This is a genomic window from Nocardiopsis quinghaiensis (assembly GCF_008638365.1).
GTDB lineage: Bacteria > Actinomycetota > Actinomycetes > Streptosporangiales > Streptosporangiaceae > Nocardiopsis > Nocardiopsis quinghaiensis.
On sequence record NZ_VWVU01000007.1, the window covers coordinates 15821 to 27976 of the forward strand.

A 12156-nucleotide genomic window follows, 5' to 3' on the forward strand; every position below is an offset into this window, starting at 1 on the left:
TCATCCCACCAGGTGGGCGTTGACCCGGCGGACCCCCGAAGCCAGGTCGGGGCGCTCCACCACGGTCCGGCCCGCCGTGCGCAGGCGCTCGGCTCCGTCGCAGTCCACGAACAGGGCGGGCTCGCGCCAGGCGAAGACCACGCGCGGGACCGGCGTGGCCAGGATCAGGGCGCTGCAGGACAGCGGCCGGGAGGAGCGGGAACTGCACGGTTCCAGCGACGAGTACAGGGTGGCCCCGGCCAGCCGGGGGTCGTCTGCGTCCACCTCGCGCAGGGCCGCCTCCTCGGCGTGGTCGCTCGGGTCGTCGCGGCGCGAGTAGCCCTCACCGAGGACGGTGCCGTCGGCGGCGACCACGGCGCACCCCACCGAGAACGCGGTGTCCGAGGGCGGGCAGGAGCGGGACAGCTCGACGGTGCGGCGCAGCCAGTACGCGTCGGCCTCCCCCTCGGCCGGGAGCGGGCCGGCCCTCACGCCTCCTCCCCGGAGCCCAGGCGGTACCGCAGGACGGCCACGTCACCGAGCGACCGGGCCTCCACCAGCCGCATCGGCGCGTCGAAGGTGTGGGGGAAGGCGCCGGGCACGACGAAGCGCGGGGCGTCCTCCTCCCCCACGAAGAACGGGGCGACCGCCAGCCGGAGCTCGTCGACCAGTCCCGAGGTGAGGAACAGGGTGTGGACGTGCCCGCCGCCCTCCACCAGCAGGCGGGACACCCCACGGTCGGCCAGGTCGGCCAGGACCGCCTTGGCGGTGGGGGGATCCCCTGCGTCCACCACCTCGGCGGGCGGGTCGGCGGCGGGTCTCCCCTCCAGCGCGCGCCGGGCGGTCGCGACGCCCGTGCCTCCGGTGTAGACGACGGCGCCCGCGTCCCCGGTGGAGAAGAAGCGGGCCTGGGGGGAGAACTCCCCGCTGCGGGTGACCAGGGCCTTCAACAGGTTACCGGTGCGTCCCCGGCCTCGGCGGCGCTCGCGCAGCAGCGGCGAGCGCACCAGGAGGCGGGGGTCGTCGGCGCGCAGGGTGCCCGCGCCGACGAGGATCGCGTCGCATTCCGCGCGCAGTTCGTCGATCTCGGCGAAGTCGGCCTCGTTGGACAGGCGCAGCCGCCGCGGGCCGGTGTCGTCGATGCGTCCGTCGACCGACATGGCGCAGCTGAGGATGGTGTAGGGGCGGTCCATGCCCCCAGGTTAGCGAGGCCGCGCGTCCCGGGCCGCGCGTCCCGGCGGGACGTCGTATTCTGCCGCGGGAACGGAATTCCCGCAGGCAGTGGCCGGGAACGCGCAATTCCTCGCCGACCGTACGGTAGGTACCTTTTCCCGAACACGTCCGGAAGGGCGCGGAGCCGTCCGAAGACGGCCCGGCGGCGCTTCCCCGGGGTTCATCACGACCTCACCGCCGCACACGCGAAGCCCACCTCCACGGGTTTGCGGGCGGTAACACCGGCCCCCAATTCTTCACATAGTGGACATTGGGCATATAAGTCCTAGCCCGCCCAAGTGAGCCCTTCCCCGCACCGCACGATACTTCCCGGGCACACCGAGCAACGATTTTCACGACCCGTGTCTGTGACTCGGTTAACAACACTGCACACTCGGAATAGAATCCAGAGGCCGACCAGACTTCCCCACCTCAGAACAAGAGGAAGGCGATGCCTCGATTCTCCTCCCCCGATTTCCTCAGGCAGGCGGGGGGCAAACATGTCAGGGCCAACCCTCCACCCCTCCTCGATCTGGCACAGCCCAGCGTGGCCCGGCTGCACTCCTTCCATCTCAAGGGCAAGGACCACTTCGAGGTGGACCGGGACCTGGCCGCCAAGGCGGAGCGGGCCGCGCCGGGATTCCAGGACCTCGTCCTGGGTGAACGGGCCTTCCTCCAGCGCGCCGTCCGCCACCTGGGCGCGGAACTGGGCATCCGACAGTTCGTCCAGTTCGGCGCCGGCCTGCCCGCGCCCGGCGACCCGCACGAGATCGCACACGAGAGCGCGCCCGAGACCCGCGTCGTCTACGCCACCGACGATCCGGTGGTACTGACCCACCACCGCGCCCTGCTCCGCAACGGACGTACCACCACGGCGGTGCACGCCTCCCTCACCCGGCCCGACCGGCTCCTGCGCGACCCCGAGATCCGGGACTTCATCGATCTGGACGAGCCCGTGGGCCTGCTGCTCACCGGAGTGGTCTCCCACACCTCCGACGCCGACACCCCGGCCGAGCACGTCGCGGCCCTGCGCGAGGCCCTCGCTCCTGGCAGCCACATGGTTCTCAGCCACTACTGCCGCCCCGACTCGACCGCCTTCCCGAAGGACGCGTCGCGGGCCGACCAGCTGGAGCGCGTCTTCCTGGACCACCTCGGATCCGGTCGCTGGCGCTCCCGGAGGGCCATCGAGGCCTTCTTCGAGGGCTGGCGGATCTGCGAGCCCGGTGTGATCGAGGTCCAGCGCTGGCGCACGCTGCCCGTGGCCCCGCCCGTGCCCGGCTGTTACCAGATGCCGCAACGCAACCGGCGGCTGATCCTCGGCGGTATCGGCAGGATCTGAGACCCTGCCCTCCCTCTTCCCCGCGTCGAAGCCGCACCGGACCGGCAGCGGGCGAGGGCCGCCCCATCCGGGCGGGTCCACCGGAGCGCTCCGGCGTGCCCGGGGTCGGCCAGGGCGCATCGTGGTGGAGGGCACGACGACGACAGGGCCCCTCCCCTGGTGGGAAGAGACCCTGTTCCTACCGCTCCCGCGACTGGACTCGAACCAGTAACCTGCCGGTTAACAGCCGGCTGCTCTGCCGATTGAGCTACGCGGGATCGTGTCCGCCGAGAGGCCCGAAGCCCTGTCGACGCCCACTAGCCTAGCGCCTTCCGGAGAGTGCTCGCGACGCGTTTTCCACCGTGCTCCCCCGGCTCCGAGGCCCTACACGTCCCCGGACGTGAGGTTTCGCGGGTTCGGACGAGGTCCCGCCCCGGCCGGTGGACACGGGCCGGGACGGGACCGTCAGGGTGTGCGCGGAATCGGTCAGGGGCTGGAACAGGTGAGGCCGCCGGGCTCGGTGGAGGAGTCGCCGGTGGCGGTGAAACCGAAGGTGACGGTGCCGTCGGCCGCGACGGTGCCGTTCCACGGGGTGTTGCCCACCGTGACGGCCCCGCTGGTTCCGGTGCTCTCGCCGTTCCAGAGGTTGCTGATGGACTGGCCGGAGGCCAGGGCCATGTCGACGGTCCAGCCGTTGAGCGCGCCGGCGCTGTCGTTGCGGACCGTCACCTCGCCCTGGAAGCCGCCGGACCAGCTGTTGACCGTCCGGTAGCCGGCGGTGCAGACGCCGTCGCCAGGCGGGTCCTCGTCGCCCGGCGGGTCCTCGTCGCCCGGGGGGTCCTCGTCGCCCGGGGGGTCCTCGTCGCCGTCACCGGTCAGGGTCGGGGTCTGCCAGTCCCTCCATCCGGACAGGTCACCGGACTTGCTGGACGAGATCCTGAACACGCCGGGGGCCTCGCCCGTACCCAGCAGGAACGCCTCGATGCTCTGCCGCAGGGGTCCCTGCCACTCGGACCTGGTGGCGCAGTGGGTACCGTCCTGGACGTCGGACGAGTAACTGATGTTCTCCCCAGCGCCGAGCGCCCTGTAGACCTCGGCTCCGCCCAGGGCCGCCACGCTCCCGGACCGGGCGCCCAACCACTCGACGTGGGGGTTCTCCATGATGAGGAGTCCCCGCGGCGCGATCATGCCCACGATCTCGTGCGTGTCCACCGGCAGCGTGCTCGGGTCGCCCGTGTGGGAGCCGAACGCGTCACCCAGCCACGGCTCCTCTCCGTAGGCGCTGTCCAGGGGCTGGGAGCCGCTCTCCTGGGCGATCCCGCGGAAGACGGGAGCGCCACCGGTACCCGACTCGACCGGCATGGTCAGATCGATGCGCTGGTCGAACGCACCGGCCACGAAGGCGCCCTTGCCGTACCGCGAGCATCCCGTGACACCGGTCGCGTCCGACTGGAGCACACCGCCGCCCGACTGCTCGATGACGTCGATGATGCGGCTCGTGCCCCAGGCCCAGGACATGAGCAGTCCCGTGCCGCTCGAAGAGCCGTAGATGTCGTAGAAGGCGCCCTGCTTGTTGCTTCGGGACGTGCCCTCCGCCCCGACCGCGAAGGGGTCGTAGCTGATGACGGCGGCGCCGGCGGCCTTGATGGTGTCCGTGTCCGCTCCGAATCCCCCGTAGACGATGACGGCCGGGAAGGGCCCGGAACCGCTCGGCAGGTCGACCGAGGCCGAGAAGCTGGTGCTCCGCCCCTGGTCCGTCACGTTCACCGTGATGCTGGACGAGGAGACCGTCCCCGTGACGCTGTCCGGCGGTGCGGGCTTCTCGCCGTAGACGGAGCGCTCCGCCAGTTCGTGGATCTCCGCCCGTCGGCACTCCCACTCCGCCCTGCTGGAGACGCGCGTGCCGTCCAGCTTCGTGAAGGGATCGGGAAGCAGGGAGTCGGAGACCGAGGGGACGGATCCGGGTACCGCGCAGTCGGCACCGTCGTGTTCGTCGGCGGACGCGGCCCGCGGGCTGAGGGTGGTGGCGACCAGGCTCGCGGCGACCACGAAGGCGGCGGCCGTCCACGTCCGGGGGCGATATCGATGGAAGTGCATGAGGACCTCCGGAGGAGGGTGCGCGGCCGACGGGAACGGCCCCGTGCCGGACGGCGTCGGGGTCACGTATCCGCCGGTGCGCACCAACGGGGGGTAGGCACTGGCCACGTCCGGCGAAGGGCGCCACCGGGGACGCGGTGGCGGGGAGACGGCGTGTGGACTTCCGGTGGGGGTTGCGGTGGGTCGCCGGCCGGAACCAGATGGTGACCCATACTAAGAAGAAGTTCCGGCTGTTTTCCAGGAGAGGAACGGAGTTTTTCCGGAATTTTTCGGAACAGACGTGCCGGACGAGCGGAAAGGGCGCGATGAACAGGCCATACGCCTGTGACCGGGGAAGTCCGTCGGCGATCAGCACGGTGTGAGGTCGCCGCGCGCGACCGTGCGCACGGGGGAGCGGGGAGGGAGGGGAACGGTGGAGGCCAGCCGGCGCGGCGGCACGCCACGACGCCTCCGGGCCCCGGAACGACGACAGGGCCCCTCCCCTGCTGGGGAGAGACCCTGTCCCTACCGCTCCCGCGACTGGACTCGAACCAGTAACCTGCCGGTTAACAGCCGGCTGCTCTGCCGATTGAGCTACGCGGGATGGCGTACTCGGCGGCCCTTCCGGGCCGTGAGGACACTCCTAGCCTAGCGCCCTCCGAGGAGTGCTCGTGACCGGTGTCGTCCATGTGTGGTGGAGGCCCTTCGGGGTAACGTCGAGGCAGGATCACGCCGATCGTCCCCGAGGCTGAAGAGGTGCCCCATGCGCTACCGGATCACGTTCGCCGCCGGACTCGCCATCGGTTACGTCCTGGGCGCGAAGGCGGGCAGGAACCGCTACGAGCAGCTCGCCCGCAGCGCCCGCAAGATGGCGGACAGCCCCGTCGTCCAGGAGGTGGCCGGGCTCGTCGGCGCCCAGGTCGGCAACGCGGGCCGCACCGTCTACGACAAGGCCGTGGACAGGATGCCGGTCACGTCGCTGCGCGACTTCCTGGCCCGTCCCACCGACGAGGAGATCGAGTTCGTCGAGTGGGAGAGCCAGAACTCCAACGGCACCCAGCCGCGGGGGGACAAGGGCGCTCCCGGCGCCGGTGGAGAGCGCTAGTGGCCCTGTTCACCAGGGGCGTGCCCTCCGCGGTACGCGCCCGGCTGGAGCGGGGCGAGCGTGTGCTGGCGCACGCGCCCGTCGCCGCCCCGGCCGGGGAGGAAAGCCCGGTCCTGGCCGCCACCACGCGCGCCCTGCACCTGCCCGACGGCCGCACCGTGCCCTGGCAGGACATCGACCAGGCCCGCTGGACCCCGGACACCTTCACGTTCCTGGAGGAGGGGTCGGGCGAGCACACCGTACGCCTGCGTTCGGACCCCGACGCCGACGGCGTGGACTACCGCCGCCTGGCCGAGGCCGTCTCCGAGCGCGTCACCGCGACCATCCTGGTCAACCGGTTCGTACCCTTCCCCCGCGCCGACTCCACCACCGGCTTCCGGCTGGTGGCGCGCCGCCCGCCCGGCGGTACCGACGTGGCCTGGCGCATCCACCTGGGCGAGGGCGTGGACCCGCGGGACCAGCGCCTGTCCGGCGCCGTCTCGCGGGCCCTGGACACCCTCCACGACCAGATGGGTGTCTAGGCAGTGCCTTCTGCGGGCCTCCGCTACGCTTCGGCCCGTGTTCGGGCGTCCGAGGAACGGGAACGGGTTGAAGGAGGCGCAGTGGTGCCTCCGGTGAGACGGCCCGTGCCCACGCCGTCGCCCGCCACCACCCTCAAACGACGGCCTGCGGCCGCAGTTACCCGTCGTCTCACCTCCGCCCCCTCCAGAACCCCGTGGACGCCCGAGCCGACCCCTGGGGCTGAGGTCGCCCCTCAGTCCGCCAGGCCCCGGGCGAGGACCTCGGCCAGGTGCAGGGCGCGGCGACCCGTGCCCTGGTCGATCTGGGTGCGGCAGCTGTAGCCGTCGGCGAGCACCAGGGTGTCCGGTGAGGCCTCGCGCACCCGGGGCAGCAAGTCGCGCTCACCGATGGCCGTGGACACCTCGTAGTGGCCCTCGGTGAACCCGAAGTCGCCCGCCAGACCGCAGCAGCCCGAGTCGAGCACCTCCCCGTCGATGCCCGCGCGCGCGATCAGCTCCCGGTCGGCGTCGAAGCCGATCACCGCGTGCTGGTGGCAGTGCACCTGGGCCATCGCCGAGGCCGGGATCCGGGGCGGCTGCCAGTCGGGGGCGTACTCCTTGAGGAAGCCCGCCAGGGTGTGCACGGCGGCGGCCACCCCCTCGCTCTCCGGCCCCGGGAGCACCTCCACGAGGTCGTGGCGCAGCGCGGCCGTGCAGCTGGGCTCCAGCCCCACCACGGGCAGCCCCTCCTCCACCAGCGGTGCCAGGGCCCGCACCGCACGGCGCATCACCGCGCGGGCCACGTCCAGCTGGCCGGTGGACACCCATGTCAGCCCGCAGCACACCTGGCCCCGGGGCAGCACGACGGTGAACCCGGCGTCCTCCAGCACGCGCACGGCGGCGACGAGCACGTTCGGGTCGAGGTGGTTGCCGAAGGTGTCCGGCCACAGCACCACCCCGGGCCCGTCGGTGCGGGCCTCGCCGCGCGCCGCGCGGCGACGGAACGCCCGGGTGAAGGTGGTGCGGGCGAACGAGGGCAGGTCGCGCTGCGCGGCCACCCCGGCGACCTTCTTGGCCAGGCGCGAGACCCCCGGCAGCCGGGCGGCCCGGTTGGCCTCGGCCGGGGCGAGCGAGGCCAGGCGCGCCCAGACCGGCAGCCAGCCCATCGAGTAGTGGGCGGCCGGCCGCACCCGCCCCCGGTAGTGCTGGTGCAGGAACTCGGCCTTGTAGCTGGCCATGTCCACGTTGACCGGGCAGTCGCTCAGACAGCCCTTGCAGGACAGGCACAGGTCCAGGCTCTCGCGCACCTCCTCCGAGCGCCAGCCGTCGGTGATGACGTCGCCCTTGGCCATCTCGAACAGCAGGTGGGCGCGCCCCCGGGTGGAGTGCTTCTCCTCCTGGGTGACCTGGTAGCTGGGGCACATGACGCCCGGCCCCTCCTGGCGGCGGCACTTGCCGATACCGGAGCAGCGGCGCAGCGCCTTGGCGAAGTCGCCGTCGTCCTCGCGGTAGGCCATGGTGACGTCCGTCAGCGGCAGTGGAGGCCGGGGGTCGGTGTCCACCCTCACGTCGGCGTCGAGCGGGAGCGGATCGACGATGATGCCGGGGTTCATGATGTCGGCGGGGTCCCAGATCCGCTTGAACTCGCCGAAGGCCCGGATGAGGCGCTCGGGGTACATGCGGGAGAGGAGTTCGGAGCGCGCCTGTCCGTCGCCGTGCTCGCCCGACAGGGAACCACCGTGCTTGACGACGATCCCCGCGGCCTCCTCCATGAACTCCCGGTACTCGCGGCGGCCCCGCTCGTGCGTGAGCTCGAAGTCGATGCGCACGTGCAGGCAGCCGTCGCCGAAGTGGCCGTAGACCACACCGAAGCGGCCGTGGCGCTCCATGAGGTCGTCGAAGTCGCGCAGGTAGCCGCCCAGGTTCTCGGGCGGCACGGCGGCGTCCTCCCAGCCCGACCAGGCCTCGTCTCCCGCGGGTGTGCGCTGGGTGAGCCCGGCGCCCTCCTCGCGGATGCGCCAGAGCGCCTTCTGGTGGGCGGGATCGGCGACGACGAGGGCGTCCTGGGGCCGTGAGGCCCCGGGAAGGCCGGAGAGTACGGCCTCGGCCGCCTCGGCGGCCCGCTCGGGGTCCGGTCCGGCGATCTCCACCAGGAGCCAGGCCCCTCCCCCGGGAAGCGGCACGCGGGACCCGGAGCCGTGGCTGTCCAGGGCGGCGACCATGCGCTGGTTGATGCCCTCGACCGTGAGCGGCCGGTGGCCGAGCAGGTCGGGGACGGCGTCGGCCGCCGCGGGGGCGTCCGGATAGCCCAGGACGGCCAGCGCGCGGGCGGGCGGCGTCTCGACCAGGCGCACGGTGGCTCCGAGCACGAACGCGCAGGTGCCCTCCGTGCCCACCAGCGCGGCGGCGACGTTGCGGCCCTTCTCCGGCAGCAGCCGGTCCAGGGCGTAGCCGGACACCCGGCGGCGAAAGTCCGGCATGGCCGTGCGCAGCTCGGCGCGGTACTCCTCCACCAGGCGGGCCAGGGCCGCGTGGATCTCGCCCTCGCGGCCGGGGCGGCGCGCCAGGTCCCGCAGTTCCTCGTCGCTGTCGCAGGAGCCCACGGTGAGCCTGGTGCCGTCGCTGAGCAGCAGGTCGAGGGAGACGATGTTGTCGGCGGTGGTGCCCCAGGCCACCGAGTGGGAGCCGCAGGCGTTGTTGCCGACCATGCCGCCGACGGTGCAGCGGCTGTGGGTGGAGGGGTCGGGGGCGAAGGTGAGCCCGTGCTCGGCCGTGGCCTTGCGCAGCTCGTCCAGGATGACGCCGGGCTGCACTGTGGCGGTGCGGGCCTCGGGGTCGACGCGTTCGATGGCGCGCAGGTGGCGCGAGGTGTCGATGACCACGCCGGTGCCGATGGAGTTGCCCGCGATGGAGGTGCCGCCGCCCCGGGGAACGACCGGCACACCGTGCTCGGCGCAGGCGCGGACCGCCGCCACGCAGTCCTCGACGGTCTCGGGGACGACCACGGCCAGGGGCACGCGACGGTAGTTGGAGGCGTCGGAGGTGTAGAGGGCGAGGGTCCCCGCGTCGAAGGCGACCGTGCCCCGGACACGGCTCTCCAGATCACGGCGCAGGGCGGCGACGTCGGTCGGTTCTGTGGTGCTGTGCGGGTCGGCCATGGTGCACAGCGTGGCGGGTGGGCCGTGGCGTCGCAAGCATGCCGCGCGGGCCCGCCCCGCCGGGCGGTTCCGGTGCCCGGATCCAGGGCCTGGGCGCGGGTCCGGAGCCCGGCGCGGCCCCGCGCGGACGTGCTGGTTCAGCTCTTGAGGGAGTCGTCCATGGCCCGGACCAGCTCGCCCTCGGGGTCCATGTCCAGGTTCCACACCATGAGCCCGCCCAGGCCCTGTTCGAGCACGTACTCGCCCTTGAGGCGGATGACCTCGGGGTTGTCGTAGGTCCACCACTCGTCGCCGTCGTAGACCCAGTAGGCGCCCGCCTCCTCGTCCAGGAAGCGCCGCCCCTCGCGCTCCCGCAGTTCGGAGAAGGCCATGGTCGGCCCGTCGTAGGCGTCGTCGGCGGGCCCGTCCGCCGCCTGTCCGCGCCCGGCGTCGGCGGGGGCCACCCCCTGCCAGCCCCGTCCGAAGGCGGGCACGCCCATCACCAGTTTCTCCGGCGGCGCCCCCATGTCCAGGTAGCTCCGGACCGCCCGGTCGACGCTGTCGGCGTCGGGGTCGAACCCGGGGGTGTACAGGTTGGAGTGGTAGGCGGTCTCCTCGTTCCACGGCCCGGCGAAGTCGTAGCCCTGCACGGTGGCGAAGTCGACGTGGTCGAAGACCGCGTCGTCGTAGGCCCCGCTGGCCGCGGTCCCTCCGGGCAGCGACACGGACAGGGTGTAGTCCGCACCGGTCTCCCGGGACAGCTCGTCGAGCTGGCGGCGGAACTCGGCCACCAGGAGGGCGAAGCCGGCGGCGTCGTCGGGGTGTTCCACGTTGTCCGGGTGGCCCCCTCCCCCGGGCCACTCCCAGTCCAGGTCGATGCCGTCGAAGATCCCGGCGGCCACTCCGTCGCCGCCCTGCGGCTCGTCCTCGAACACCGGCAGGTCGCCGCGCAGCCACAGGTCCAGGCAGGAGGACACGAACGCCTCCCGCGACTCCTCGGTGCGTGCCGCGGTGGAGAAGTGCGTGGACCAGTTCCACCCGCCCAGGGACAGGCTGGCCCCCAGGTGGGGGTGCTTCTGCCGGAGCAGGCGCAGCTGGTGGAGGCTGCCCGCGAGCTCCTGCTCGTAGTCGTCGGCCCGTCCGTCGAGGCTCTCACCCGCGTCGTAGCGACGCTGGTAGAGCTCCCAGGGCTGGTCGTGGTTGCCCGGGACGTGGCACAGCCCCTCCGGGCTGACGTCGCCGAACGCCCACATCAGGCGGGTCAGGTGCTCGGGGGCGCCGCTGTCGTCCAACTCCTTGACGGTGAAGTCGCGGTTGGCCACGTTCCAGTCGGCGAAGTAGCCGATGCGTTCGAGGTTCCTTCCGTTCGCCACCACGAAGACTCCCGTGATCAGTACCGCCGCGGCCGCGACCGCGCCCAGGGCGAGCAGTGGACGCCGCCGGAAGAGGGATCCGGTGCTCGGCGCGGATGGGAAGGCGTTCACACCCCGACCCTAGACGCCGCGTGCCGCGAATCCCCGGGTCGCCGACAGGTCGGCCACATCAGGCCGTCGCGGAACCCGCGTGAGGGCCCGAGCGTTGGGGGTGGCCGGGTCCTGCCGGGGCCGGCGCCGCGGCCGCACCGAACGGTGGCGGGCGCGTGGCCGTCCGGGGCGGGGTGGCTCAGTCGCCGGTGAGGAAGTCGCGCAGCGTCCCGGCACGCGAGGGGTGGCGGAGCTTGGCCAGCGTCTTGGCCTCGATCTGGCGGATGCGCTCGCGGGTCACCCCGAACTCGCGCCCCACCTCCTCCAGGGTGTGCGGATGGCCGTCGGCCATCCCGAAGCGCAGCCGGATGATACGCCGCTCCCGGTCGGACAGACCGGCGAGGACGAGTCCCAGCTGCTCCTGGAGGACGGTGAAGGACGCCGCCTCGACCGGGACGACCGCGTCGGAGTCCTCGATGAAGTCGCCGAAGTCGGACTCCTCCTCACCGATGGGCGACTGGAGCGAAACGGGTTCCCGCGCGATCCGCTGGATTTCCAGGACGCGCTCCCCGCCGAATCCGGCGGCCGAGGATATCTCGGCGATACTGGGTTCGCGCCCGAGTTGCTGGTGCAGTTGGTGTCGGACCCGGACGACCTTGTTGATCGTCTCGACCATGTGCACGGGAATACGGATCGTGCGCGCCTGGTCCGCGATCGCCCGCGTGATGGCCTGCCGAATCCACCATGTCGCGTAGGTGGAGAATTTGAAGCCCTTTCGGTAATCGAACTTCTCCACGGCGCGGATCAGGCCGAGGTTGCCCTCCTGGATGAGGTCGAGGAAAAGCAGCCCCCGTCCCATATAACGTTTGGCGATGGACACGACGAGTCGCAGGTTGGATTCGATCAGGCGCCCTTTGGCCCTTTCGCCCTCCTCGACCAGCGCGGTGAGCTCCTCCGCCGTGCGCACGCCCTCGGCGGGTTCGCAGTGCCGCGCGTACAGGCCGACCTCGATCGCCTTGGCCAGGTCCACCTCCTGCTCGGCGGTCAGCAGCGATACCCGGCCGATCTCACGCAGGTAGAGCCGTACCAGGTCCGATCCGGGGCGTCGGCCGCCGTCGGCGGAGGATCCGGCCTCCTCGGGCTCGGAGACCTCCACACCGGCCTGGGCGAGGTGTGCGACCGCCTGGTCCAGGTAGTCCGGGGACAGGTCCAGCCGGTTCAGGGCCGAGACGACCTCGCCGCGGCTGACCGGGCCCCGACCCGGGTCGGGGAGCAGCCGGACCACCTGGCGGACGGACGGCGTTTCCTTGGTCACAACTGTGGGAGCCACCCCACCATTGTGCCCGCCCGGGTACCGATAAAGGGA

Annotated in this window: 9 protein-coding genes and 2 tRNA genes; 3 read left to right on the plus strand and 8 right to left on the minus strand. The window is 72.2% G+C overall.

Annotation, left to right across the window (positions count from 1 at the left end; translation table 11 throughout):
* Together FYX01_RS15520 and FYX01_RS15525 are read right to left on the minus strand one after the other, a co-directional pair.
* Positions 1 to 471 carry a cytidine/deoxycytidylate deaminase family protein gene (locus FYX01_RS15520; RefSeq protein WP_150241966.1) on the minus strand — a complete coding sequence of 157 codons (471 nt, stop codon included), beginning with the start codon at positions 469 to 471 and terminating at the stop codon, positions 1 to 3.
* Positions 468 to 1172, minus strand: coding sequence for a RibD family protein (locus FYX01_RS15525; protein ID WP_150241968.1), 705 nt, complete (start codon positions 1170 to 1172; stop codon positions 468 to 470). Before FYX01_RS15525 ends, FYX01_RS15520 begins: the two co-directional genes overlap by 4 nt.
* Positions 1173 to 1642: 470 nt before the next feature.
* Between FYX01_RS15525 and FYX01_RS15530 the strand changes: the two genes are divergently transcribed.
* The gene (locus FYX01_RS15530) at positions 1643 to 2530 is read left to right on the plus strand and encodes an SAM-dependent methyltransferase (protein WP_150241970.1); all 888 of its coding nucleotides are present in this window, start codon (positions 1643 to 1645) and stop codon (positions 2528 to 2530) included.
* A gap of 184 nt (positions 2531 to 2714) precedes the next feature.
* Here FYX01_RS15530 and FYX01_RS15535 read toward each other — a convergent pair.
* From FYX01_RS15535 to FYX01_RS15545, 3 genes are all read right to left on the minus strand, one after another.
* A tRNA-Asn gene (locus tag FYX01_RS15535) sits at positions 2715 to 2787 on the minus strand.
* 208 nt (positions 2788 to 2995) lie between these two features.
* Positions 2996 to 4606 (minus strand): glucuronyl esterase domain-containing protein, encoded by a 1611-nt coding sequence (locus tag FYX01_RS15540; protein ID WP_150241972.1) that lies wholly within the window; start codon positions 4604 to 4606, stop codon positions 2996 to 2998.
* A gap of 510 nt (positions 4607 to 5116) precedes the next feature.
* Positions 5117 to 5189 (minus strand) — tRNA-Asn (locus tag FYX01_RS15545).
* Positions 5190 to 5348: 159 nt separating this feature from the next.
* On the opposite strand from FYX01_RS15545, the gene FYX01_RS15550 reads away from it, so the two are divergent.
* Positions 5349 to 5690 (plus strand): hypothetical protein, encoded by a 342-nt coding sequence (locus FYX01_RS15550; protein ID WP_150241974.1) that lies wholly within the window; start codon positions 5349 to 5351, stop codon positions 5688 to 5690.
* Positions 5690 to 6211 (plus strand): hypothetical protein, encoded by a 522-nt coding sequence (locus tag FYX01_RS15555; RefSeq protein WP_150241976.1) that lies wholly within the window; start codon positions 5690 to 5692, stop codon positions 6209 to 6211. Before FYX01_RS15550 ends, FYX01_RS15555 begins: the two co-directional genes overlap by 1 nt.
* 233 nt (positions 6212 to 6444) lie before the next feature.
* On the opposite strand, the gene FYX01_RS15560 is transcribed toward FYX01_RS15555, so the two are convergent.
* The 3 genes from FYX01_RS15560 to rpoD all read right to left on the minus strand — a co-directional run bounded on the left by FYX01_RS15560 (position 6445) and on the right by rpoD (position 12075).
* Positions 6445 to 9348 (minus strand): FAD-binding and (Fe-S)-binding domain-containing protein, encoded by a 2904-nt coding sequence (locus FYX01_RS15560; RefSeq protein WP_150241978.1) that lies wholly within the window; start codon positions 9346 to 9348, stop codon positions 6445 to 6447.
* A 137-nt stretch (positions 9349 to 9485) separates the two neighbouring features.
* Positions 9486 to 10811 (minus strand): glycoside hydrolase family 18 protein, encoded by a 1326-nt coding sequence (locus FYX01_RS15565; RefSeq protein WP_150241980.1) that lies wholly within the window; start codon positions 10809 to 10811, stop codon positions 9486 to 9488.
* A 178-nt stretch (positions 10812 to 10989) separates the two neighbouring features.
* Entirely contained in the window at positions 10990 to 12075 is a 1086-nt protein-coding gene (gene rpoD / locus FYX01_RS15570; RefSeq protein WP_150242314.1) for an RNA polymerase sigma factor RpoD, read from the minus strand.
* Between the last annotated feature and the right edge of the window lie 81 nt (positions 12076 to 12156).

Coding starts and splice junctions, on each gene's coding strand:
- FYX01_RS15525 (WP_150241968.1), bottom strand. CDS start 1,172: ATGGACCGCCCCTACACCATCCTCAGCTGCGCCATGTCGGTCGACGGA.
- FYX01_RS15530 (WP_150241970.1), top strand. CDS start 1,643: ATGCCTCGATTCTCCTCCCCCGATTTCCTCAGGCAGGCGGGGGGCAAA.
- FYX01_RS15540 (WP_150241972.1), bottom strand. CDS start 4,606: ATGCACTTCCATCGATATCGCCCCCGGACGTGGACGGCCGCCGCCTTC.
- FYX01_RS15550 (WP_150241974.1), top strand. CDS start 5,349: ATGCGCTACCGGATCACGTTCGCCGCCGGACTCGCCATCGGTTACGTC.
- FYX01_RS15560 (WP_150241978.1), bottom strand. CDS start 9,348: ATGGCCGACCCGCACAGCACCACAGAACCGACCGACGTCGCCGCCCTG.